This window comes from Pseudomonas sp. TE3552, assembly GCF_056278945.1.
This window is the reverse complement of the sequence record NZ_JBWBQJ010000001.1, coordinates 1,030,449-1,056,192: the sequence shown is the minus strand read 5'-3', so window position 1 is coordinate 1,056,192 and position 25,744 is coordinate 1,030,449. Positions and strand designations below refer to the sequence as shown.

Annotated in this window: 15 protein-coding genes; 4 read left to right on the top strand and 11 right to left on the bottom strand. The window is 59.0% G+C overall.

Translation table 11 applies throughout. The features are described 5' to 3' along the window. Nucleotides 1-24: 24 nt before the first annotated feature. Nucleotides 25-651 carry an isochorismate family cysteine hydrolase YcaC gene (gene ycaC / locus ACZ9BB_RS04490; RefSeq protein ID WP_123357471.1) on the bottom strand — a complete coding sequence of 209 codons (627 nt, stop codon included), beginning with the start codon at nt 649-651 and terminating at the stop codon, nt 25-27. Between the two features lie 127 nt (nt 652-778). Then, complete coding sequence (locus tag ACZ9BB_RS04485) at nt 779-1,645, bottom strand: pirin family protein (RefSeq protein WP_476212716.1); 867 nt, start codon at nt 1,643-1,645, stop codon at nt 779-781. A 105-nt stretch (nt 1,646-1,750) separates the two neighbouring features. Between ACZ9BB_RS04485 and ACZ9BB_RS04480 the strand changes: the two genes are divergently transcribed. Beyond that, nucleotides 1,751-2,659, top strand: a complete 909-nt coding sequence (locus ACZ9BB_RS04480) for a LysR substrate-binding domain-containing protein (protein ID WP_476212715.1) — start codon at nt 1,751-1,753, stop codon at nt 2,657-2,659. Between the two features lie 23 nt (nt 2,660-2,682). On the opposite strand, the gene ACZ9BB_RS04475 is transcribed toward ACZ9BB_RS04480, so the two are convergent. From ACZ9BB_RS04475 to ACZ9BB_RS04440, 8 genes are all read right to left on the bottom strand, one after another. After that, nucleotides 2,683-5,898, bottom strand: a complete 3,216-nt coding sequence (locus ACZ9BB_RS04475; protein WP_476212714.1) for a transporter substrate-binding domain-containing protein — start codon at nt 5,896-5,898, stop codon at nt 2,683-2,685. Nucleotides 5,899-5,910: 12 nt separating this feature from the next. Next, entirely contained in the window at nt 5,911-6,531 is a 621-nt protein-coding gene (locus ACZ9BB_RS04470; protein ID WP_476212713.1) for a response regulator, read from the bottom strand. Nucleotides 6,532-6,682: 151 nt separating this feature from the next. After that, nucleotides 6,683-7,132: a response regulator gene (locus ACZ9BB_RS04465; RefSeq protein WP_476218193.1), complete on the bottom strand. Its 450-nt coding sequence runs from the start codon at nt 7,130-7,132 to the stop codon at nt 6,683-6,685. 117 nt (nt 7,133-7,249) lie between these two features. Continuing rightward, nucleotides 7,250-9,967 (bottom strand): magnesium-translocating P-type ATPase, encoded by a 2,718-nt coding sequence (mgtA, locus tag ACZ9BB_RS04460; protein ID WP_476212712.1) that lies wholly within the window; start codon nt 9,965-9,967, stop codon nt 7,250-7,252. 2,094 nt (nt 9,968-12,061) lie between these two features. After that, nucleotides 12,062-14,287, bottom strand: coding sequence for an RCC1 domain-containing protein (locus ACZ9BB_RS04455; RefSeq protein WP_476212711.1), 2,226 nt, complete (start codon nt 14,285-14,287; stop codon nt 12,062-12,064). 65 nt (nt 14,288-14,352) lie between these two features. Continuing rightward, complete coding sequence (locus ACZ9BB_RS04450; RefSeq protein ID WP_476212710.1) at nt 14,353-16,782, bottom strand: RCC1 domain-containing protein; 2,430 nt, start codon at nt 16,780-16,782, stop codon at nt 14,353-14,355. Between the two features lie 202 nt (nt 16,783-16,984). Then, nucleotides 16,985-18,322 carry a lysine N(6)-hydroxylase/L-ornithine N(5)-oxygenase family protein gene (locus ACZ9BB_RS04445; protein ID WP_476212709.1) on the bottom strand — a complete coding sequence of 446 codons (1,338 nt, stop codon included), beginning with the start codon at nt 18,320-18,322 and terminating at the stop codon, nt 16,985-16,987. A 130-nt stretch (nt 18,323-18,452) separates the two neighbouring features. Then, the gene (locus tag ACZ9BB_RS04440; protein WP_317851030.1) at nt 18,453-18,935 is read right to left on the bottom strand and encodes a sigma-70 family RNA polymerase sigma factor; all 483 of its coding nucleotides are present in this window, start codon (nt 18,933-18,935) and stop codon (nt 18,453-18,455) included. 301 nt (nt 18,936-19,236) lie between these two features. On the opposite strand from ACZ9BB_RS04440, the gene ACZ9BB_RS04435 reads away from it, so the two are divergent. The 3 genes from ACZ9BB_RS04435 to ACZ9BB_RS04425 are packed head-to-tail and all read left to right on the top strand — an operon-like array spanning nt 19,237 to nt 23,776. After that, a complete protein-coding gene (locus ACZ9BB_RS04435) occupies nt 19,237-20,400 on the top strand; it encodes an efflux RND transporter periplasmic adaptor subunit (protein WP_476212708.1) in 1,164 nt (387 codons plus the stop codon). After that, nucleotides 20,401-22,374, top strand: coding sequence for a MacB family efflux pump subunit (locus tag ACZ9BB_RS04430; protein ID WP_476212707.1), 1,974 nt, complete (start codon nt 20,401-20,403; stop codon nt 22,372-22,374). It abuts the gene before it with no gap. 7 nt (nt 22,375-22,381) lie between these two features. Next, a complete protein-coding gene (locus ACZ9BB_RS04425) occupies nt 22,382-23,776 on the top strand; it encodes an efflux transporter outer membrane subunit (RefSeq protein ID WP_476212706.1) in 1,395 nt (464 codons plus the stop codon). Nucleotides 23,777-23,841: 65 nt separating this feature from the next. Here ACZ9BB_RS04425 and pvdP read toward each other — a convergent pair whose 3' ends face one another. After that, nucleotides 23,842-25,467, bottom strand: a complete 1,626-nt coding sequence (pvdP, locus tag ACZ9BB_RS04420) for a pyoverdine maturation tyrosinase PvdP (protein WP_476212705.1) — start codon at nt 25,465-25,467, stop codon at nt 23,842-23,844. Between the last annotated feature and the right edge of the window lie 277 nt (nt 25,468-25,744).

Below are 25,744 nucleotides of genomic sequence, written 5' to 3'. Positions count from 1 at the left end.
GGGGCAAGCCCGCTCCCACATTAATTACTTGCTGTTGGTGAGAGTGTTGTAGCTGGTCATCAGGTTACGGTAGTCCGGGATGTGGTTGGAGAACAGGGTCGCCAGGCCTTCCACGTCATTGCGCCAGTCGCGATGCAGCTCACAGGCCAAGCCAAACCAGGTCATCAGCTGCGCGCCGGACGAAGACATGCGATCCCACGCCGATTGACGGGTCAGTTCGTTGAACGTGCCGGAGGCATCGGTCACCACGAACACCTCAAAACCTTCGGCCAGGGCCGACAGTGCCGGGAAGGCCACGCAGACTTCGGTCACCACACCGGCGATGATCAGCTGTTTCTTGCCAGTAGCCTTGATCGCCTTGACGAAGTCTTCATTGTCCCAGGCGTTGATCTGGCCAGGGCGAGCGATGTACGGCGCGTCCGGGAACAGTGCCTTGAGTTCCGGCATCAGTGGGCCATTGGGACCGGTTTCGAAACTGGTGGTCAGAATCGTTGGCAGCTTGAAGTACTTGGCCAGGTCGGCCAAGGCCAGCACGTTGTTCTTGAAACGGTCCGGATCGATGTCGCGCACCAGAGAAAGCAAACCCGCCTGGTGATCGACCAGCAGAACGGCGGCGTTATCCTTGTCGAGACGTTTGTAGGAAGTAGTCATGGGGAAATCCTCGCTTTTTATCGATGCCGAACGGGCCGGCTTGAGTGAACTCTGGTTTTTCGTCAAAACGCGGACAAGCAAGCGTAGTCAGCCAAGCCCGGCGCGCCACAGTGCTACAACAATGATTTCAACCGCTCATCCGGCCGAACCGGCCCGATTGGAAGTCGGCAAAGGCCTGATGAATCTCCTGCTCGGTGTTCATCACGAACGGGCCGTGGCCGACGATGGGTTCGTCGATCGGCTCGCCGCTGAGCACCAGCACCACGGCATCGTTATTGGCTTCCAGACTGAGCTGATCGCCATCGCGCTCGAACAACGCCAACTGCCCTTCACGCACCCATTCCTTCTGGTTGACCTGAACCGTGCCACGCAGCACCACCAGTGCGGTGTTGCGTCCTTCGTGCAGATCCAGGGTCAGCAACTTGCCGGCGTTCAAGCGAACGTCCCACACGTCGATCGGCGTGAAGGTTCGCGCCGGGCCGCTGTGACCGTCGAATTCACCGGCGATCAAACGCAGGCTACCGGCGTTGTTCTTGAGCGGGAGGCTCGGGATCTCACCGTCAAGAATCGTCTGGTAACCGGGGGCGGCCATCTTGTCCCTCGCCGGCAAGTTGACCCACAGCTGAACCATTTCCAGGGTGCCGCCGGTTTTGGCGAAACCTTCGGAGTGGAACTCTTCATGAACAATTCCCGAGGCCGCCGTCATCCATTGCACGTCGCCGGGGCCGATCTTGCCGCCGCTGCCGGTGGAGTCGCGGTGTTCCAGTTCGCCCTTGTAGACGATGGTCACGGTTTCGAACCCCCGGTGAGGGTGCTGGCCGACACCACGACGCTCGGTGGTCGGGGTGAATTCAGCCGGACCTGCGTGATCCAGCAGCAGAAACGGGCTGATGTGTTTGCCCAGGTTGTCGTAGGAAAACAGTGTGCGAACCGGGAAACCGTCGCCGACCCAGTGAGGTCGTGGGCTGGTGTAGATACCGATGATGTTTTTCATCTTTGCCTCCGAATCTGTTGTGTGACGCGATGGACAAAGCTTAAAACCGCGACCTTTGGTGCGCTAGACTGCAAAAATCAGCCTTAGCGTTCTATTTGGAGAACGATGGTGGAAGACCTCAACACCCTCTACTACTTCACCCAAGTGGTGGAACATCGCGGTTTCGCCCCGGCCGGGCGCGCACTGGACATGCCCAAATCCAAGCTCAGCCGACGCATTGCCGAGCTCGAAGAGCGCCTTGGCGTGCGCCTGCTGCACCGCAGCAGCCGGCATTGCTCGCTGACCGAAATCGGCCAGGCTTATTACCAGCGATGCCTGGCCATGCGTGTGGAAGCCGAAAGCGCCGCCGAACTGATCGAACGCAATCGCTCCGAACCCCAGGGCCTGGTGCGCATCAGTTGCCCTACCGCGCTGCTGAACACCTGGGTGGGGCCGATGCTGACCCGCTACATGCTCAAATACCCGTTGGTGGAGTTGTTCATCGAAAGCACCAACCGCCGGGTCGATCTGATCCACGAGGGATTCGACATCGCATTGCGCGTACGCTTTCCACCACTGGAAAACACCGACATGGTGATGAAAGTGCTGGGCAACAGCACCCAGTGCCTGGTGGGTAGCCCGGCGTTTGTGCAGCGTCTGTCGTCCCCGGCCACACCGGCGGACCTCAGTGGCCTGCCGAGCGTGCATTGGGGCGGCGCGCAGCGTGAATATCAGTGGGAATTGTTTGGGGCCGATGGCGCCAGCGCGCTGATTCGTCATACACCGCGAATGGTCACTGACGACTTGCTGGCCTTGCGTCATGCGGTGCTTGCCGGCATCGGCATCGCCCACCTGCCCAACGTGGTGGTGCGTGATGACCTGGCCGCCGGCCGACTGGTGGAACTGGTGCCGGGCTGGACACCCAAATGCGGGATCGTGCACGCGATCTTCCCCTCACGCCGCGGGCTGCTGCCGTCGGTGCGGACCTTGATCGACTTTCTGGGGGAGGAGTTCAGCCATAGTGATATTGCTTGAGGGCGGGGGGTTAGTTCCGACACTCAACCCTTGCTCAAGCGCTCGTCCAACGATGACATGGCGCTCTGCAACTGTTCGACAGCTTCGTCGATCAGCGCCAGATCCCCTCCGTCGATAACACGCTCCAGTTGCTCGCATCGTTCAATCAATCGCATCGCCCGGACCATGCGCGCACCGCCCTTGATGCGGTGCGCCAGGTCTTGCAGATCTGGGCGATTGCCACTGGCGTGCGCCTGGAGCAAATTATTCCGATCGCTGCGGTTAGTCACCGCCAGTTCGTGCACCAGTTGGTCAAGCAACGTGCGATCCTCACCGACGTATTGCTCCAGGCCACTCAAGTCCATCTCAGGCGTTGGTTGCTCCTCGACAAGCTCTGGCGCGCTGGCAAACCTGCGCGCCAGCCAGGTTCTCAGATCCTCCAGCAAGATGGGTTTGAACAGGCAATCGTCCATGCCCGCCTCTTGGCAGCGAACCTTCTCTTCGGGCTGCGCGTTGGCGGTAAACCCCAGAATCAGCGTCGCTGGCAATCCCTGCGCACGCTCTTCATCGCGTATTGCGCCGGCGAGTTCATAACCACTGAACCTCGGCATATTGCAGTCGGTAACGACCAGATCGAACTCGTGTTCGCGCCACAACTCGAGCCCCCGCGCGCCATCTTCGGCCTCCATAACACGATGCCCCAGATGACTCAGTTGCCATGAAAGCAATAATCGATTGGCCGGATAATCGTCGACCACCAGAATCACCAGCGGGCGCGTCGGCATCTGCGATTCGCTCGCCACCCCACCACTGGCAGGCAAAGGTGACAATGCGATCAGCTCAAGGTTGATGTCGACCCATGTGCCTTGCCCGAGGTCACTACCGAGTTGCAAACGGCCACCCATCATTTCGCACAATGTTCGGCTGATCACCAGGCCCAACCCGGAGCCGCTGCGAGCTGACTGCGGGTTATGGCTGGCCTGGACGAACGGGCTGAACAACCGTTGCCGGTCGACGTCGCTGATGCCAATGCCGGTGTCTTCAATGCGCACACTGACCGCCAGATGATCTGGCGTAACGGACGTCACCCGCAGTGTCAGGCTCACTTCACCTTTATGGGTGAACTTGATGGCATTGCTCAGTAGATTGGACAGTACCTGCTTGAAGCGTACCGGATCGACCAATACATCGCAGTCGCTGTGTTCATCCAGATCGATTCGCCACCCCAGCTCTTTCTGCCGTGCCAGGCCTTCGAACACCCGACACACCGATTCCACCAGCCCGCGTAGATTGGCGCGCTCAGGTGTCAGGGACAAATGTCCGGACTCGATGCGCGCGATGTCCAGAATGTCGCCGATCAGCGCCAGCAATTGTTGGGCGGCACTGGACGCCACCTCAATGGCAATGCGGTCAATGACGCCTTGGTCCGCACGTTTGAGGGCCAGTTCGAGCATGCCGATCAGGGCATTCATCGGTGTGCGGATCTCATGGCTCATGGTCGCCAGGAAGGTGGTTTTGGCGCGGTTGGCCTCATCCGCCACGTCCTTGGCCTCCTGCAATTGCCGCAACCATTGCTGGCGCTGACGGATCTGCCGACGCTGCCAGGCGATCCAGCCCAGGGCCAGCAACAGCAAGGCGCCAGCCACGGCAAACGCCTGAAGAATGGCCTGGCGATGGCGCAACCAATAGCTGTCTTCCAGCACCACGTCATGGCTCCAGCGGGCCACCAGATCGTCCATTTCCTGAGGCGAAATGCTCAGCAGTGCTTTGTTCAGGATCGAGTGCAGTTCCAGCGCGCCGCGGTCAGTGGCCAAGGCGATACGGGCGGGTTGATCGCCCACGGTGCTGGTGATTCGCAGGTGCTCGCGGTACTGCCGGGCAATCAGATATCGGGCGACGATCAATGAACTGAGCGTCGCATCAGCTTGCCCCTGGATCACCCGGTCCATGCCCTCGGCCGGGCTTTGTACCTCGACCAGACGCACCTGTGGCACCCGGGCCTGGATGAATCCGAGCAATGGATGACCGCGATAAATCGCCAGGCGTTTACCCGCTAGATCGTCCAGCGTCCTGGGACTGCCCGCCGTCGTTGCACTGACCAGCACAAACGGATTGCTGAGGTAGGCGCGGGTAAACAGCAACGCCTCCTCACGCTCGGTACTGGGCGTGACCACCGGCAACAGGTCGATCTCGCCGTCCTGCAATTGCTCGATTTGCCGATCCAGTGAGTTGCCGCGTTGTATCTGAAAGGTCAAACCGCTGCGCTGGCTGATCAGTGTCAGCAGTTGCGCCGTCAACCCGCTGAGCCGGCCTTGGGCATCGTAGAACGTCAGCGGGGCAAAGTTATCGATCGCGCCGACAGTGACCGTCGAATGCCGGTCCAGCCAGCGTTGCTCATTGGCACTCAAAGGCACCCGCTGTTGACCCGCCATGTTGACCCTGCCGGCACTCCAGCGCTGCTCGATGGTCGAGCGCTGATCCATGGGAATCGCCGCCAGCGCCTTGTCGACAATGCCTTTGAGTCGCGGATTGTCCAACGCCAAAGCGAAGCCGAACGGATTGGCATCCAGACCGGAAGGCCCTGCCAGATGAACGTTATTGAGGTAGTTATTGTTGATCAGGTAATGGGTGCTGATGAAATCGCCCAGGTACACATCGTCTGACCCGAACGCCACCGCTCCGAGCGCATCGAGCGCCGAGGGATAACGCTGTAAGGTCGCATCGGGATAAAAATCTTCTACCGTTTGTGCCTGCAAATAGTCATCGACCATGGCGATACGCTTGCCGGCCAGGTCGACGGGCATTCGCTCGTCCACTCGGGTAACCAGCATCGGCTGATCTTCGGCATAAGGGCGGGAGCGGGTCAGCGCGGGGTCGGCCGCCTCGAAGTTGTTCGAGGTGCCGAGCAGGTCCAGTTCATGGCGTTTGAGGGCCTCCATGGCTGCTTCACGAGTGGCATAACGCAGCACGTCGACTTTGACATGCAGCAGTTGCCCCAGCAGTTCGGCGTAATCGGCGGTGATGCCTTCCAGCTCATCGCGGTGGCGTGTCACCTCGAAGGGCGGGTAGTCCGGCCCTGTCACCCCGAGACGCAACACCCGTTTATCGCGCAGCCATTGCCAGTCCTTTTCATCCAGCCGGACCTCAAAGCCCTCCACAGTGGAGCGCCCCAGCAGATGCAACCGCTGCGGTTCGTCGGCCAGCGCCGCCGACACTGGCGGCGTAAGGCTCAGCATCAAGGCCAACAGAACGATACGCACGGTCGGCTTCTCTCAGATCAGACGATTGCGCTTGGCAAAATCACGCAGGTGCACTGCCGCGTTCACCCCAAGCTTTTCGATCAAGCGAGTCTTGTAGGTGCTGACAGTCTTGTGGCTCAGGTGCATCAGCTCGGCGATCGCCTTGTTACTCGTGCCCCGGGCCAGGTATTGCAGGATGGTCAGTTCGCGGTTGGAGAGTTTGTCGATCATCTGTTTTTCGCTGCGTTGCAGGGCGTCCTGCGATCCCGAGGGCAGCCGCGCGAAATAGGTATAACCGGTCATGACCGCATGCACGGCTTTTTGCAATTGACTCAGGACGTTGGTCTTGGCGACATAGGCCATGGCCCCGGCACGCATGCAACGCTCCTGAAAGAACCACGGGTCCAGCGACGAGAACACCAGCACCAGGCATGACAAGTCACAGGCTTTGATCCGTTCCAGCACATCCAGCCCATCACCTTCAGGCATGACCAGATCCAGCACCACCAGCCTGGGTGAATACTCACGGAGCATCGACAACGCCTCGCTACCGCTGGAGGCCTCGTAGATCCGTTTGAACCCCTCCTTCTCCAGTACGATTTTGACTGCGGCGCGTACCACCGGATGATCGTCCACAATCAGCACTGACTTCATGGCAACTCCCTGTGCAAGACCCGACGATTGCGCCCAAGCGCTCTGCGGATAACGCCGGATCGGACGCAACGGCCGCGCCAAGACTTTTGCATGGGAGGCAGGAAGAAGGTACCTGTCAGAAATGATAGTACCGACGAACGGTAGCCAGAAATCAACTGATCTGACACCGATACGGCCCGCGCACCGGGGACTGCGCAGCTTCACACTCAAGCGGATCGATGAGCGCCATCAGCCGTTGAATAGACACCAGATCAGGCAGCGCCGCATGGCTCACCTGAACCTTCTGCTGATCCTTCTGTTTAGTACCGGCGGCAGGAACCGGCGGCAAACTTGCCTGCCGGCCATCGTAGATCAAGGCGTGATGAACCTGGCGGTTATCGAGAAAGAACCCGAGCAGGTCCAACGCCCCACCCGCCAGCGAAGCATTGATGAGTACCAGATCGAACGGCTCGCACCCGTACTCGACCAGGGTCAGCATCTCCACAAGGCTTTGTACCGGTGCCACCCGGTAATAACCGAGCTGATTGAACAGCCGCTCGGTTTTCATCCGGTGAAAATGCTGCTCATCGGCGATCAGGATACGCAAGGCTTTGTTCGGCAAAATTGCCCCCCGGGAGGGTTTCAAATTCATAAGCGCGCAAGGCTACGGAAGACCTGACGCGCTTTCTGTAGGACTTTTCCTAAAAATAGATGCCTCTATCCGACGATGGGCGGTGCATTACTGCCAGCCAAACCGCCGGATATAGAAGCCCTTCACCGCTTGGGTCAGCGCCATGTATGCCAGCAGAATCACTGGCAGGAACACGAAATACAGCGACGGCAGCGCCTGCAGTTTGAAGTAATGCGCCAGCGGCCCCATCGGCAGGAAAATCCCCACGGCCATGATGACGCCGGTCATCACCAGCAGCGGCATGGCGGCGCGGCTTTGCAGGAACGGGATCTTCGGCGTGCGGATCATGTGCACGATCAACGTTTGGGTCAGCAGCCCGACCACGAACCAGCCGGACTGGAACAGGGTCTGGTGGTCCGGGGTGTTGGCATCGAACACGTACCACATCAAGGCAAAGGTGCTGATGTCGAAGATCGAGCTGATCGGGCCGAAGAACAGCATGAAGCGCCCCACATCCGCCGGCTGCCAGCGTTGTGGTTGTTTCAGCATTTCTTCATCGACGTTATCGAACGGGATGGCAATCTGCGAAATGTCGTAGAGCAGGTTCTGCACCAGCAGATGCATCGGCAGCATCGGCAGGAACGGGATGAACGCACTGGCCACCAGCACCGAGAACACATTGCCGAAGTTCGAACTGGCGGTCATCTTGATGTACTTGAGCATGTTGGCGAAGGTCCGCCGTCCTTCCAGCACGCCCTCCTCCAGCACCATCAGGCTCTTCTCCAGGAGGATGATGTCCGCCGCTTCCTTGGCGATGTCTACCGCGCTGTCCACCGAAATACCGATGTCGGCGGTGCGCAACGCCGGAGCATCGTTGATGCCGTCGCCCATGAAACCGACCACGTGGCCATTGCCCTTGAGCAGACGCACAATGCGCTCCTTGTGCGACGGCGTGAGTTTGGCGAAGACGTTGCAACTCTCAACCGCCACCGCCAGTTCGGTGTCGCTCATGCGTTCGATGTCGTTGCCCATCAGCAGGCCTTGCTGCTCCAGACCGACCTCGCGGCAGATTTTCGCGGTCACCAGTTCGTTGTCGCCGGTCAGCACTTTCACCGCTACACCATGAGCGGCCAGGGCCTTGAGCGCTGGCGCGGTGCTTTCTTTAGGTGGATCGAGGAAAGCCACGTAGCCGATCAGCGTCAGCTCCTGTTCATCGGCCAGGCTGTAAGTGTCGCGCCCCTCGCTCATCGGCCGCGCCGCCACCGCCACCACCCGCAGGCCTTCGGCATTGAAGGTGGCGGTGACCTGGCGAATCCGCGCCAGCAATTCTTCACTCAGCACTTCGTCGGCATCACCGTGGCGCACTCGGGTGCACACCGCCAGCACTTCTTCCACCGCGCCTTTGCAGATCAGCAGATGCGGCTGACCACGCTCGGCCACCACCACCGACATGCGCCGACGGGTGAAGTCGAACGGAATCTCGTCGACCTTGCGAAACGCGGTGCCGACCTTGAGTTCACGGTGAATTTCGACGTGTTCGAGTACCGCCACGTCCAGCAGGTTTTTCAGCCCGGTCTGGTAGTAGCTGTTGAGGTAGGCCATTTCCAGCACGTCATCGGAATCGTTGCCCCAGACATCGACGTTGCGCGCGAGGAAGATTTTGTCCTGGGTCAGCGTGCCGGTCTTGTCGGTGCACAGCACGTCCATGGCACCGAAGTTCTGGATCGCGTCGAGGCGTTTGACGATGACTTTTTTGCGCGACAGGAACACCGCGCCCTTGGCCAGGGTCGAGGTCACGATCATCGGCAGCATTTCCGGGGTCAGGCCCACGGCAATCGACAGCGCGAACAGCAACGCTTCGGTCCAGTCACCCTTGGTGAAACCGTTGATGAACAGCACCAACGGCGCCATGACAAACATGAAGCGGATCAGCAACCAGCTGACTTTGTTGACCCCGGTCTGGAACGATGTCGGCGCACGATCAGTGGCACCGACCCGTTGCGCCAGCGCACCGAAATAGGTGTTGTTGCCAGTGGTAAGGATCACCGCCATTGCCGTGCCGGACACCACGTTGGTGCCCATGAACAGGATGTTGTCGAGGTCCAGCGGGTTGTGGGTATGGTTGTCCTGCTGACGCGGAAATTTTTCCACAGGCATTGATTCACCGGTCATCGCGGCCTGGCTGACGAACAAGTCCTTGGCGCTGAGTACCCGGCAGTCGGCGGGAATCATGTCGCCGGCCGAGAGTACGATAAGGTCGCCCGGCACCAACAGTTTGATCGGCAGCTCGATGCGCTGCGCACCGCTGTCTGCCACTTCCCGGCGCATCACCGTGGCGGTGTTGCTGACCATCGCCTTGAGCGCGTCGGCGGCCTGGTTGGATTTGCTTTCCTGCCAGAAGCGCAGCAAGGTCGAGAGCACCACCATGGAGAAAATCACGATGGCGGCTTTCAGATCTTCGGTCAGCCAGGAGATGACCGCCAGCAAGGTCAGCAGCAGGTTGAACGGATTTTTGTAGCAGTGCCACAGGTGCGTCCACCACGGCAGCGGTTGCTCATGCTCGACTTCGTTGAGCCCGTATTGCCCACGCAGCGCATCGGCTTCGGGTTCACTCAGGCCGTCGCTGTGGCTGCCGAGGTTGTCCAGCAGTGAGCCGGTGTCGCTGTTGGCAGCGACGACCAGGGTTTGCGCGAGCGTCGGCGGCACTTCACGACTGACCTTGGTGTCAGTGAAGCTTTCCAGCAGCGCCAGTCGACGGAAGTGCCGGGCGATGTGGCGGGTACGCAGGAATCCGGCGAAGAATTCTTTGAGCAAGGTAAGGTTCATGGCAGTGCCCCCCAGGGTCAGCCGGGAAACCGTCGAGCAGGCGTGTCGAGGCGCTGCGATGACGACACGGGGTCGCACATCACACGCTGTAGAGCGTCGATGAGAGGACGTCGGGAATCGGGCCGTACTGGCCACGATCGGGATGCCGCTGCTCGCTTTTCGGCGAGACAACGGCACAAGAGGCTGCGCGTTATCTTGCCGAGAAAATGCCGGTTACCGAGACCGGCCGACAACTGTCACTCGAACAAGTACCCACTGTGGGTCTCCGCTATTGATGAAAACGCGCGAAGCTTACGCCGCGGTTTCTGGAGAGTAAACGCCGCCAGGGGGTGTGATGGGGGGAATCGCGGGGTTCTTCAGGAAGGGTTCAGGATTGGCGTGTCCAAGACACGAAACTCAAGAAAGGACTGCAGCGTTCAAGTATTCAACTATCGCTCCGTGAGGAGCGATAGTTATCGATTGACTGTCGATAGATTGAATAAGCCATCGAACCTGTTGAATCAGCTCCTCGTCCGGTCTTTCGGTCGCCGAGGTTTCAATTTCAAAGACGACAACTGCAAAGGATCTGGTTTGTAATACTGATTCACGACGTTTCCGCCCCACAATACATAGCTGCCATCCCGGCGCCTTGCAGCAAAGGAAGGATCAGTATGAGGAGGTGTCGGTGGTGGCGGAGGTGGATACTCGACATAAGGGAATCGCTTGATGGAATACAACTCGACCACATCACGACTCAAGTAACCGGCCAAATCCGGCGGCACCGGTGGAATTTCCCCTGCATCTTCCATCGCCAGGGTTGCTCCCCAAACAATAACGGCCCCGTAGACACCGCCTTGCGTTGCCACAACACCAAACGCACCGTTGGTGCTGTATACCCCGGTGACCAGACTGGCCAGCAATGCCTGTCGTGTCGCGGAACTCATTGCCCCTCCATGGGTGTTCATGCCCCAGACAACTACCTCATTGGTGCGCCCGTTTTCATGCTGGCTGAGTAGAAAAAAAGCGACGTCATTGGAATAGAGAGAGAGGATGCCATCGACCGTGATAATCCTTGAGCCTAGACGTGCATCGGAGACGTAATGCAAAGCCCCTGCTTGCTTTATGGCGCGCTTAATGTTGCGTTTAACGGTCTGCGTCAGTGACGCGCCACCGTAGCGCGGGGCACCCCATGCTTCAGCCTGCCCACGGCTATTGATGATGCAAAACGACCAGCGATTTGCTTTGCATACAATTACATCGCCCTGTAAGGCCAACAGGGATGCCGATGCAGACATCAGCCCACCCTCTGCGCTACGCCCCCAACTTACCGCTTTGCGACGAGATCGAGTGATCGCGCAAAAGGCCGTCGTCGAGGCGGTGACAGATGCGACTCCACCATCGTTCAAAATTGAATCAAGCTGAGCTGAAGGGATCGCTCCTCCACTGTCAGCCACCCCCCAGGTGACAATTTCTCCGTGGGAACCAATCGCACAGAATGCGTTAGCGGCCGCAATGATCCGCTCGACAAAAACACCGTCCAACAACGCTCGAACAGTAGGGTTGATCAAGCCACCATTGGCCTGATTGCCCCAAGCGTAAACCTTGCCGCCTGTAGTACGCACAGCGAAAGCGTTTTGAGTCGCGTAAATCGCCACTGGCTCGTCGAACCATAATTTGCTTTGAATCTCGGGCGCAATGACGTTACCCGAACCTTGCCTGCCTATCGCTCCGATCCTGTCAGCGTTCCCTGTGACATTTTTGTAGATAAAAGCAAAACACTCTCTGTTGGAATATACCGACTTGATATCTGTCAGCTTCACCGAAATATTCGCGGGGATATTCTCGCCCCATACCAACAGTTGATTACCACCCTGAACATTCACCAATGCGGCAAAGTCCTTTTCAGTCGAAAAGAGTTTTGCCGCCGGGTTATTTTGCAAGAAATTGATGATACTTGCAGGGACTGGAAGCCCCCACCCTGCCTGCCCTTGAAAATAGAGACTTTGAGTCTCGGGATCAATCAAGCCAAAAGCACCACCGGTGGATACGAAAATCCGCCCGGTAGGTTCGGGGACATGAAAAGAAAAATTCCCATATTGTTTCAGATAACTGTTTTCATTTTCCTCGAGAGAAATACCCTGAAACCCCGATTCGACAAGCTTCTCGGATGAAAATGTTTCTACACCTGTTTCTCCGCTGGCTGCTACAGGAATGACTGAAAACTTTAGTCTTTTCACCGGTATATTCCAACTTCACCCTCAAATCAATGGCGACACCTTCCGGTCCTGGAATCGGCGCATCATTCAAGTACCATTGATATCGTGATGCCGCCTCCGGATTTTCATCTGTGTTTTCATATCTATAACTTCCACGAACAACACTTCCAATGAGGGCCTCGCCAATAATGATGACACCACTGACTATGGGAATAGCTCTTTGATTCACGCCCATGACAATATTCTTGTCTGGAGTGAACTCCTCATTCTTGATATGCCCCCCCCAAGTAACGAAACTATTATTCTCTTTGCGTGCGGCAAAGGCAGCAGTGACATTACCGGCAGGTGATGGCGGTCCCTGGATCGTATAAATTTCGACCACGCCTCTGGTCAATGCACTCTGCAGGGCCGCAGGAACAACTCCGCCATCGAAGGTACCCTTGCCCCAAGTCACGACGGCACCTGTGACCGACCCTTGGTCGACAAGCGCCGCATAAGCACCGTTGCTGCAATAGATCTTGCGGATGTTACTGGCCAGGAGGGTCTGTTTGACTGCCGCCGGAATGGCGCCACCTGCAGCGGCCAACCCCCAGGAGATCACCGCCTTTGTTCGCCCGTCGGGCTGTTTGCTGACTAGCACGAAACTACTGTCATTACGTACCAGTTGGACTTCCCCACCATCATCCGTTTTAACGCGCGATGAAACCCGCTCAGACATGCTGCGAGGCGAAACAACAGGGGCAGATTGGAAAAGCTTTTCGATCTCCGTTCTGGTGTCTTCCTCAAGCAATTCTTGCGCGCTCATGGAAGATTCGGCCTCCGCCGCAAGGCTACTGCTCGCCGGCATGGCGCCTCCGCCATAGGCCGCAGCCCCCCAGGCCGCAGCCTGTCCATCCTTATTGATAAAACACATGGCCTGCGCCGCCGCCGAACACAAAACAATGTTGCCTCTGGCCGCCAGGCTGGCGGCCGATTCCGTCATCACTCCGCCATGGGCCGCCAGGCCCCAGGTTACAGCTTTGCTGCGGCCTCGTGTGATGACGCAAAAGGCACTGTCGTTGGCAACAACGGTTTGAGCACCACCGTCATCGTAAATTTTCTCCAGTGTTGCCGCCGGAATGACTCCATTGGCGCCCCAGGCAATCACATATCCGTCGCCATCGATGGCACAGAAGGCCGTGCGTGAAGCCACGATGCGCTGTACTGTCATCGCGTTGAGTTGAGGGAGGATTGCAGCAGGAACAACGCCGCCATTGACCGTACTCCCCCACGTATATACCTTCCCGCCGAGGGTCAAGACAGCAAATGCATCAGTTGTGGCGTAAATGGCCTTGGGCTGATCAAAAAACAATTTGTTTTGAATCTCGATCGGCACAACGCCCCCCGTTGCCTGTGTGCCGACGGCGCCAATAGTGTTAGCGCCCGGTTTGGGATTGCTATAGATAAACGCCAGCGAAGAGCTGTTGGAGTAGACCGCTTTGATATCTTGAAGATCGGGAAGAGCCGCAGGAATTCCAGGCCCCCACACCAGTAATTGGTTACCACCTCCCACCGGTACCATTGCAGCAAAACTGTTCAGAGTGGAAAACATGGTGATGGCCGGATTGTTATTGAGGTAGCCCGCCAGTTCGGGAGGTACGACACCTCCAAAGTTGGTAGCCCCTCTAACGGAGACATTCTGAGTCACCCGGTTTTTCAGTGCAAAAGCACCGGCGGTGGCAGTGAGCATCCGATCACTGGCGCCGTTGGCGTAGTACGCATACCTTCCCTGTTGCTTGAGAAAGCTGTTTTCACTTTCCTCCGTCGTGATGTTCTGGTAACCACAAGACCCAACGGTTTTGATGTCGGAAAAGGTTTCAACACCCCTTTCTCCGGTTGACGACACGGGGATCACAGAGAATTTAAGCGCGATACCTGCATGTTCCGGCAGAAGCGTCAGGTCCACAGTTTCCGCGACAATCTCATTATTCGCGGTCGTGTTGTACCAGCAAAAAATTGAATGACCTTCGGGGTTCTCCTCTGCATTCTGATAGAGATAACTACCACTGACAGTACCATCAACGTCGGGTTCTCCCATGATCTTGACATTTGTGACCGTGGGCATTGCACGCTCAATACTACTCATCACGAATCTCCTTTGATGAAGTTCTCTTTATGCAGCAACAAATCGTTGAGCAACGTTCATGTCACTCACTCGATGTAAGAAACCTCTCCGTTCAAGAAACCGAGATCCGGGGCTCCAGCCCCTTTGGCCTCCAGGCCGCGATGTGTAGAGAGAAGTACCCAGTAAGGACCGGCGGAATAGACACAGACTGCCGGAGAAAGACTGAAGGTGCCGGCGTTGCTTCCCCAGGAAGTGGCGGTGCGGTTATCCGTCACAGCGCAGAACGAACCATACGACGCACTCAGCGACACAACATGATCGAGCCCTGCTGGAACTGTCCCGCCTTCGCCCGGTTCTCCCCAGGCCGTCAAAGAACCATCATGTTTCAACGCGCAGAACGCAGTGGTAGATCCTGCGACATGCTGCACATTCTGCAAGAATGCCGGGGCATTCCCGCCAAACCTGGAGTTGCCCCAGGCAAACACCGATCCATCCGCCCTTAACACCGCAAAAGCGGCGCTGCTGGAGACAATCAACGTCACATTGACCAACTGCCCTGAAAGTTCATCAGGAATGCTTCCACCATGCTCGGAAGAACCCCATGCAACGACGGTTCTGTTTGCTTTGAGAGCAGCAAATGCGCGGTTGCTCGCACAAAGCCGCATAGCCCCTTGGGCTGCGGAGACCTGCAACCCATCCGGCCATGTTTCTCCCCAACTGAACACTCGTCCGTCATTCAATAACGCACTGAAGTCGTTTGTAGCACCGATAACCTGAGTCACCTGATGCAGCAGCGGAGCTATGGCTGGAGGAATGCTCCCCCCAAAGTCCGAACTACCCCAAGCTACGACACTCCCGTCAGAACGCAATGCAACGAATGCGCCCCCGTTTGAAAACAGTTTTTTTACATTCGTAAGTTGTGTCTGGATATCCGCGGGAATCACTCCGCCATACTCGGGGGATCCCCACGCCTGGACAGTCGCGTCGTTTTTTATCACCGCATAAGCGAGCCCACCGGCGGCGGTGTAACTGACTCCGGAGAGGCCCGCCGGTGGCAACATCTGAGATTGATCACTCCAGCCAAACAGACTTCCATCGTCCTTTGTTATGCAACCACTTCTGCGGCTGTCCTGACTGAATACACCCGTAATATTGGAGGGTCGCAGCACCATTCGGTCGAGTTCGGTACCCTGGTTCTGCAAGACCACAATCAATGCCCGTTCAGGTTCTGTATCCAGAAAAAAGCTCCCGGACTGACCGCTGGACTCACCTGCATAGGTCCACAAAACAGTACCGTTTGCACTGAGCGCCGCACTCAACACACTCAGGTTTGCATGATAGTGAGGCCCCGTCTGCGAGCGACTACCGACAACCTGAAGTAAACGACTGGCCTTATCTTCGATGTCTACCCAGGACACTTTCGAAGGGCGGTCTACTACCCCGCTCCGCTTACGCAGATAAGCGACACTTGCACGGCCATTGACGATTGCCTTGACCTTGGCATTTGGAATGAAAAACTTCAGAGCGACTCCAACCTGAGTAACCGGTAGCTCGATGGGCCCCTCAATCACCGACGTACCCTCTTCAGACAAGCCGTGCCAGGTCAGAAAAACCCTGTCATTCACTTCAAAGCCAGGCCCCGGAGTTTCGACCTCCACCGTCACGTCCCTCCCTCCCAGAACGCTGAGATCAATCATCTTGGTGACCGGGTCAGCGTCCATCACGGTTGGTGCATCAAGCCGATTGCCTTTGAGATCAACGACCACAGAAACGGGCACAGAATAAGGTGCACGTGGGTCCGGACTGTTTTGACATTGATCCACTACGGTGTACTTAAAGATGAAGTTTGCGTTGTCTCCAGCCAGCTCAAAAATGTCGTTGAAGAGGTCGAAGCACACTTGCCCAAGTTCCGCCTCGGCCTCGCTGACCTGATGCGTATAATCCTTACCATTACAATCAAGCCAGATCATGTCAGAAGTTCTGCAGTAGGGATAAGGAACGCAGACCAATACCCCTTGCTCGGCCCGTTCCATATCAATACCGTATTCAAGTACATCCTGTGGCAACTTCAGTAGAAGTTTTGAATGCCCCTCTTCCACAGGCTCGTCAGCCTTGTCACCAGGGCGAATATTGTTGTACATCACCCGTAAAATCGGAGTTGAAATTCCGACATTTTGGCTTATCCGAGTTACGCTGTAGAAAATCTGGTTAATGCGGTTACCTTGCAAGCGCAGTGGTGGGATCCACATCTCGACCTGCTTGTGTTTATCACTCGCTTCAATTGTTTTAGTGCCGACTAAAACTCCGTTAAGTGTGAGCCTACAAGTGTCATGTTCACTCATGTGAAGCCATGGATCTATGATAACCCGCTGCCCCCGAACATCGGACTCATATTGATCAATAGACAGACAAATATCCGCGTCCGGTGCATAGACAGGTGTATTGGAACCGGGAAGACTAGGCCAGTCCAAAGCCATTACGCTGCTTTTTGGCTTGCCTGGGGGGTTGGCGCTCATAACAAGTTCTCTTTGGGCCAATTTGGCACTTGGGTAATTAGAGAACCGGTGGAAGAGTCTCGTCTACTGTCAGATCTGATAGGTAATAATGCTTCTCCGACAAACGGTCGACTGACTCGCTCCCTGAAAAATAAAAACCCGCCATCTTTCGCAAGTAATGGCAGGTTGGTTTTATGTAAACGCTTGGAGAATTACACGCTTATCAACTGGCAGTCGCCAACAACAAATCCATCACCGACCGGCCTTGCCCACGCGACTTGCCATGCTCATACAACGAACCGGCAATTTCATCGGCGCGGATCGGCAGGATCGACAGCAAGGTGTCGCTCAAGCCGTGGCTGGCCTGGCAGAAGCCCTGCATGTAGATGCCGGCCTTGCAACGCTCGTCAGTGATCAGTTTGTAGTTGCGGTCGACTTCGAAATCACCCAGGTACTGTTCCAGCGGCGCCAGCAATTTGCGGTGCATCTGACGCTCGTAACCGGTGGCCAGCACCACGGCGTCATAATGGCGAACCGTGACTTCGCCGGTGGCATTGTTGCGCACCGCCAGCTCGATACCGCGCTCGGTGGCGGTGGCTTTTTCGACGGTGGTCAGGGTACGGAACGCATGGCGCGCGATGCCCGAGACTTTCTGCCGGTAGAAGATCCCGTAGATGCGTTCGATCAGGTCGATGTCCACCACCGAATAGTTGGTGTTGTGGTACTCGTTGACCAGACGCTCGCGTTCGCTGCTGGCCTGCTGGAACACCAGGTCGGTGAATTCCGGCGAAAACACTTCGTTGACGAAGGGGCTGTCATCGGCCGGTTTCAGCGCCGAGCCGCGCAGGATCATGTCCACCTGCACCGAGGGGAAGCTGTCGTTCAGGTCGATAAAAGCTTCCGCCGCACTCTGCCCGCCGCCGATGATCGCGATGCTCATCGGTTGGTTATTCACGCATGGCTGCTTGGCCATGCGCTCCAGGTACTGGGAGTGGTGGAACACCCGGCCGTCATCCTTGAGTGCCTTGAACGCTTCGGGAATGCGCGGCGTACCGCCGGCGCTGACCACCACCGAACGAGTGGTGCGCACATGCTGCAGCCCCTGAGTATCACGCGAAATTACCCGCAGTGCCTCGACCTGCTGGTGATGCAGCACCGGCTCGATGGCCAGCACTTCTTCGCCGTAGCGGCTCTGCTCGGTGAATTGCCCGGCGACCCAGCGCAGGTAGTCGTTGTACTCCATGCGGCACGGATAAAAGGTGCCGAGGTTGATGAAGTCCACCAGACGACCATGGTGCTTGAGGTAATTGACGAAGGAATACGGGCTGGTCGGATTGCGTAGCGTCACCAGATCCTTAAGGAAGGAAATCTGCAGTTCGCTCTGGGTCACCAGCGTGTTGCCGTGCCAGCGGTAGTCCGCCTGTTTGTCGAGAAACAGCACATCCAGTTCGCCCTGGCTCGGCCCGCGCTCCTGCAGGGCAATGGCCAGGGCCAGGTTCGAAGGGCCGAAACCGACGCCGATCAGGTCGTGAACGATGGGCGATGCAATTGCCTGTGTCATTTCCAGTGTCCTCTGGATGAACCCCTGAGCAGCGGGGATAAAGCCTGGGTGACCTGACCGGCCTTTGGCGGCAGCAGATCGTCTGTTGAATAGGAACGAGGACAATGAAAAAAAATTTAACGAGGCTTGATTAAGGGGCGTCCCACTGGCGCATGCGCACCCGGCAATGCTTCATGGCATTGACGATGTGTTTTTCCACCAACGCCCGGGAAATACCCAGGTGCTCGGCGATTTGCGGGTGCGACAAGCCTTCGATCTTGCGCAACAGGAAACTCTCGCGACACAGCCGTGGCAATTCCGCCAGCGCACGCTGGAGCATGTCCAGGCGCTGACCGTGATCGAGGCTGTTGTGAGGGGATGGCGTGAAGTAGCGCTCTTCGCTGTCGAGCACATCCAGGGATTCGACCTGGCGCAAGGCATTGCGTCGGTGGTCGTCGATCACCAGGTTGAGCGCGGTGCGATAAAGAAACGCCCGGGGCTGCTCGATCGGCGTATCGCTGGAACGCTCCAACACCCGCAGATAAGCGTCATGCACCACATCTTCGGCCACCTGACGGTTGCCTAGCTTGGCGTTAAGGAAACACACCAGCTCGCGATAGTAGTTTTCCAACATGACTCCCAGTCCTTGAGCCAGATCTGCGCCATCAAAGAGATGGCGGCACGATAATGGCAGCGCGCAAGAAGTGTAATTTATAGTAATTCTCATATAGATTTAAAGCACTGGATCCATTTGCCTGAGAAATAACCTCATTTGTCGACCTGTAACGCCATGTATCAACGCTTAAATTCCCGTTCGGGGTTCTCGTTTACAGGACAGCTTCCCGTGTCTGTCGGTCCACCGACAACGTTCAGCGGTGCGCATCACCAGCGCGATCGCCGAGCGACGGGCCGATTTTCACCGGCTGGAACCCCGCATGAAACGTCCCCGCCCTACCCGACGCGCCCTGTTTATCGCTCTGTGCCTGATCCCTGCCGTAGCCCTGGCCGCCTGGCAAGTGATCCCGCCTGGGCGTGAGAACCTTGTCACCGCCGCCGTGACCCGCGCCGACATCGAAAACAGCGTGACTGCCCTCGGCACCCTGCAACCGCGACGTTACGTCGACGTCGGCGCCCAGGCGTCCGGCCAGATCCAGAAGATTCATGTCGAGGCCGGCGATCAGGTCAAGGAAGGTCAATTGCTGGTGGAGATCGATCCCTCGACCCAGAAAGCCAAACTCGACGCCGGACGCTTTTCCATCGACAACCTCAAGGCCCAGCTGCAAGAACAGCGCGCCCAGCACGACCTGGCGCAACAAAAATACCAGCGCCAGCAGAGCCTCGCGGCTGGCGGCGCGACCCGTGAAGAAGATGTGCAGACGGCCCGCGCCGAAGTGCGGACGACACAAGCGCGCATCGACATGTTCCAGGCGCAGATTCGTCAAGCCCAGGCCAGTTTGCGCAGCGACGAAGCGCAGCTCGGTTACACGCGGATCTATGCGCCGTTGTCCGGCACGGTGGTCGCCGTCGGTGCCCGGGAAGGCCAGACGCTCAACGCCCAACAACAGACGCCGCTGATACTGCGCATTGCAAGGTTGTCACCGATGACCGTATGGGCCGAAGTTTCCGAGGCTGATATCGGCCAGGTCAAACCCGGCATGACCGCCTGGTTCACCACCCTCAGCGGTGGCGACCGGCGCTGGAGCAGCACCGTACGGCAGATTTTGCCGGTGCCACCGCGCCCGCTCGAACAGGCCCAGGGAGGCAGCCCCACCAGTGGTCGCAGTGGCAGTGAACGGGTGGTGCTCTACACCGTGTTGCTGGATGTCGACAACGCCGACAACGCCTTGATGACCGACATGACCGCCCAGGTATTTTTCGTCGCCCAGCAAGCGCAGAACGTGCTGACGGTGCCCACCGCGGCCCTGCAAAACGGCACCACGGCGGATCGCCAGGTGGCGCAAGTGGTGGCAGCCAATGGCGAGGTGCAGCGCCGCGAGGTCCGCACCGGGATCAGCGACCGGCTGCGCACGCAGATTCTCGACGGGCTGGCGGAAGGCGATCACGTGCTGAGCGCTCCGCTCACCGGCAGCGGAGGCTGAATGCAAACGCCCCTGATCGACCTGCGACAGATCCGCAAAGCCTACGGCGGTGGCGACAGTCCCTTGGTGGAAGTGCTGCGCGGCATCGACCTGTCGATCCACGCTGGCGAATTTGTCGCCATCGTCGGCGCTTCCGGTTCCGGCAAATCGACCCTGATGAACATCCTCGGCTGCCTCGACCGCCCCACCAGTGGCGACTACCTGTTCGCCGGGGAAAACGTCGCCGGCCTTGGCAGCGACGAACTGGCCTGGCTACGGCGCGAGGCCTTCGGCTTCGTGTTTCAGGGTTACCACCTGATCCCGTCCGGATCGGCCCAGGAAAACGTCGAAATGCCGGCCATTTATGCCGGCACCCCGGCGGACGAACGCCATGCCCGCGCGGCGGCTCTGCTCGAGCGCCTCGGCCTGGGCTCGCGCACCGGCAACCGTCCGCATCAGCTCTCTGGTGGTCAGCAGCAACGAGTGTCGATTGCCCGGGCCTTGATGAACGGCGGCCACATCATCCTCGCCGACGAACCCACCGGCGCCCTCGACAGCCACAGCGGCGCGGAAGTCATGAGCCTGCTCGACGAACTGGCCAGTCAGGGGCATGTGGTGATCCTGATCACCCACGACCGCGAAGTGGCCAAGCGTGCCAACCGGGTCATCGAAATCCGCGACGGCCTGATCATCAGCGACACCGCCACAAGTCCCTCGGCCGCCCTGCGCACGGCACGCCCCGGTGCGCTGCAAGCCGTGGACCTGCGCCAGCGCCTGAGCGCCGGCAGCGAAGCCAATGGCGCCTGGAAAGGCGAACTGCTGGACGCGGTTCAGGCGGCCTGGCGCGTGATGTGGATCAACCGCTTCCGCACCGCCCTGACGCTGCTGGGGATTGTCATTGGCGTTGCGTCAGTGGTGGTGATGCTGGCGGTGGGCGAAGGCAGCAAACGCCAGGTAATGGCGCAGATGGGCGCCTTCGGTTCCAACATCATTTACCTCAGCGGCGCCGCGCCCAATCCGCGGACACCGCCCGGGATCATTACCCTCAACGACGTCGCCGCGCTCGCCAACCTGCCCCAGGTACAGCGGATCATGCCGGTCAACGGCTCGACGGCGGGCGTGCGTTTCGGTAACGCCGATCACACCGCTTATGTGGGCGGCAACGACACCAACTTCCCGAGCATTTTCAATTGGCCGGTTGTTCAGGGCAGCTATTTCACCCAGGCCGATGAAGACAGTGCCGCCGCCGTCGCGGTGATCGGCCACAAGATCAGGGAAAAGCTGTTCAAAGACCTGAGCGACCCGATCGGCCAGTACATCCTGATCGAAAACGTACCGTTCCAGGTGCTCGGGGTGCTGGCCGAGAAAGGCTCCAGTTCCGGCGACTCGGACAGCGACAACCGCATTGCCGTGCCCTATTCGGCCGCCAGTGTGCGTCTGTTTGGCAGCCGCAACCCTGAATACGTCGTGATCGCCGCCCGGGATGCGCGCAAGGTCAAGGAGGCCGAGCAGGCAATCGAACAAACGATGCTGCGCGAGCACAAGGGCAAGCGCGACTTCGAACTGACCAACAACGCCGCCATGATCCAGGCCGAGGCCCGCACCCAGGGCACGCTGTCCTTGATGCTCGGTTCGATTGCGGCGATTTCGTTGCTGGTGGGCGGCATCGGCGTCATGAACATCATGCTGATGACCGTGCGTGAGCGCACCCGGGAAATCGGTATCCGCATGGCCACCGGCGCCCGCCAGCGCGACATCCTGCGCCAGTTTCTCACCGAGGCGGTGATGCTCTCGGTGGTCGGCGGTGTCGCCGGGATTGGCTTGGCGCTGCTGGTCGGTGGCGTGCTGCTGCTCGGCAATGTCGCGGTTGCGTTCCAGTTGATTGCCGTACTCGGCGCCTTCGGCTGCGCCCTGGTCACCGGTGTCATCTTCGGCTTCATGCCTGCCCGCAAGGCTGCCCGGCTCGATCCGGTCACGGCCCTTACCAGTGAATGATCGACCTATGAAAGTGCCCCTGACCCTTCTGGCCACCAGCCTGTTACTGGCCGCCTGCAGCAACCCAGCGCCACGTCCCGACAGCGGCCTGCAACCACCCGCCGCCTGGCAATCGCCGAACACCGCCGCCGCTGCACACAGCAACCGGCAATGGTGGACACAGTTCGGCAGCCCGCAACTCAATCGCCTGATCGAACAGGCCAGCGTGGGCAGCCATGACCTGGCCGCCGCTGTCGCCCGGGTGCAGCAAGCCCAGGCCAGCGCCATCATTGCCGGCGCGCCACTGCTGCCCGAACTCAAGGCCGGCCTCAACGCCAATCGCCAACGCTTGCTGCACGGCAAGGGCTACAGCCAACTGGACGTCAGCCCCGATAATCGCTCGCTGAATTATTACGATGCAGAACTGAGCGCCAGTTACGAAATCGACTTCTGGGGCGGCAAACGCGCGGCCCGGGACAGCGCCCTTTTTGGCTTGCAGGCCAGCGAGTTCGATCGGGCCACCGTGGAGCTGACCTTGCAAAGCGCTGTGGCCAACAGCTACACCCAGGGCCTGTCGCTGCGTGAACAGCAACGGATCGCCGAGCTGAACCTGGCCAACGCCCAAAGCGTGCTGCGCCTGGTGCAGACCCGCTACGACGCTGGAAGCGCTACGGTGCTGGAACTGGCTCAGCAAAAAAGCCTGGTGGCCGAACAGCAACGCAAACTGCCGCTGGTGCAACAACAGGCACGGGAAGCGCGGATCACCCTCGCCGCCCTGCTCGGCCAACCGGTGCAGGCGCTGACACTGACGGAGCAGCCATTCGATCAATTGCATTGGCCAGAGATTGCCAGCGGCGTACCCAGTGAGTTGTTGAGTCGCCGCCCGGACATCGCCAGCGCCGAAGCCAAACTCGCCGCTGCCCAGGCCGACGTGACCGTCGCCCGCGCGGCGCTGCTGCCCAAGCTGACGCTCACCGCCAGCCTGGGCACCGGTGCCGACCTGGCCTCGGATCTGTTGCGCACCACTTTTTACAACCTGTCCTCAGGGCTGGTGGCACCGATCTTCAACAATGGCCGCCTCAGCGCCGAGCGCGACAAGGCTACGGCGCGCCAACAGGAACTGCTGGAAACCTATCGCGGGGCAATCATCAATGGCTTTGCCGATGTGGAAAAAGCCCTCAACAGCATTCGTGGACTGGATGAGCAACGCCAGTGGCAGGGAGAGGAACTGAGCCAGGCGCAGAGCGCTTTCGACATCGCCCAGAGCCGCTACCGGGCCGGCGCCGAAGACCTGCTCACAGTGCTGCAAACCCAACGCACGCTGTATGCCGCCCAGGATCTGAATGTGCAGCTGAGATTGTCGCGGTTACAGGCCAGCGTTGCGTTGTACAAGGCGTTGGGTGGGGGATGGCAGGCGCTCTAGCTCAGAGTGAGTTGAGATCGCTATCGCGAGCAGGCTCGCGATGAACGATAACGCGGTCTATCTGATCAAACCGGCCATCCCTTGACCTTCAGATGCCGCGCATACCACGGCCGTCGGGGCACTTTGCGCAACAGCTCGCTCATGTTGTCTTCATCGCCGAAGGTGATGCGCAACGCCAGCTTCATGGTTTCCGGGTCCATCTCCACCGAGCGCCCCACCTGCAGGCCCGGGGTCGTGCTGCAACCATGGGTGTCCGGCCCGAGCCACGGATCGCCGACTTCCACCCAACGCCCCGGCGCAAACCACGGCACGCCGTTGACCTCCTGGCGGCTCAGCTCGCCTGGGTGAAAACGCTCATGGGCGCGGAACCAGTCTTCAATGCGATCGTCGATCCAGCCGTGGAAACGCCAGAACACCGGATTGACGTGGGACGAAAATGGATCGCCGAGAAAGTCGTTTTCCGCGGCATACCAGCGCGCCGCGAAGTCGGCCTGATCCCGGGCCATCGGCACCGGTATATCGTTGGACGGATCACGGGCCACCGACGCCCAGCGCATGTGCAGCCAATCGTGCAGGCCCAATTCGACCTCCGAGCCGAACTGGCCGAGGGTCAGTTTCGACAGATAACGCGGATCCCGGTACTGCGACTCCCAAACCTGGAAGTTGCTGTGATAGGTCTCTGCGGCTTTGATGTCACTGACCCATTTGGTGTACTCGTCGTCGCCTTCGGCCAACCAGGTCGGCGGCAAGGCATTGCCATCGTGATTGTCGAAAAAGCGCGCGAAGCCCTGGCGATCCCGCTCAAGTTCCGGTTGCGGCAGGGGGAACGCCGGCCATGACGGCAAATCCTGCATGGACCGAGCGGTGCCGAGCATGTGCCGGTGCATGAAGAAGAAATCGATGCCCGAACCGTTGCGGTCCTTGCGCGGCCCGCGAGCGTCACGCTCCTTGTCCCGTGGGCCGGGTTGCCAGCCGATACCGCGCAAGGCCTCGCGTTTTTTCTCCGAGAGCTTGTGCCATTTGTCCCGGGAGGCGTGCCAGAGCTGATGAAACAATCGATGTTCGGGGGACACCAGCCACGCCAGAAATGTCGGGTTGAGGGCGGTCCGCTCCCGCGCTTCGGGAAACCGGCGCTTGATGGCGATAAAACGGTTGTCGAGTTCGGGCAACCCCAGCGGACGATCCAGGCGCAGCACCTGGCCGCTGAACGTGCCGCTGCCGGCGTTGCCGAACGCCGCCCAGACTTCGTCGAGTTTGGCCTTGAACTCATACATTGGCGCCACCAGCGGGGCGTCAGTGCGCATCAGTCGCCAGTACAGTTCGGCGCCATTGGCCGGCGCCAGATCGCCGATCACCTGATAGTGCGGCACCCCTTCCCCACGCAGGCGAGTGCCGGTGTCCAGGTAACCGCGCAGGCCTCGCCCGCGGTGAGCGATGTCCAGAAACAGTTCCAGCCCATCCTGCGGCAAGCCCTCAAGCCCGGCATCGGTGCCGACGAAACGAATGTCCCAGACCCCGCGCAAGCTGTCCGCCAGTTGCTGCCCGGCGGTGCTGGCCAGGTCGACCGTGGCCTCCCCCGGCGTGATCGGCTCCTTCTCTCGGGTCAACTCACGATGTGCATAAAAAGCGGCAGGCACCGCAGCGCTCGTGAGCGCCAGGCCCGCCATGAACCAGCGTCGAGAAATCGTCATTGCCCTACCTGTGTCAGCCTTGAAGCAGGCTTTATCCAAGCTAGAACGTTTGTTGCGCAGGGAAATTTAAGCGCACCAGACAGCCCCTTGCTGTAGAGAGAGGGCTTTCCTGTGGCGAGGGAGCTTGCTCCCGCTGGAGCGCGGAGCGGTCCTGATTTTTCTCAGGCAGATCGCGTCTGCTGGATTGACGACTGCTTCGCAGCCGAGCGGGAGCAAGCTCCCTCGCCACAGGCAAGCCCCCCCTCGCCTCAGGAACTCGCACAAGCCCCCTAATTTT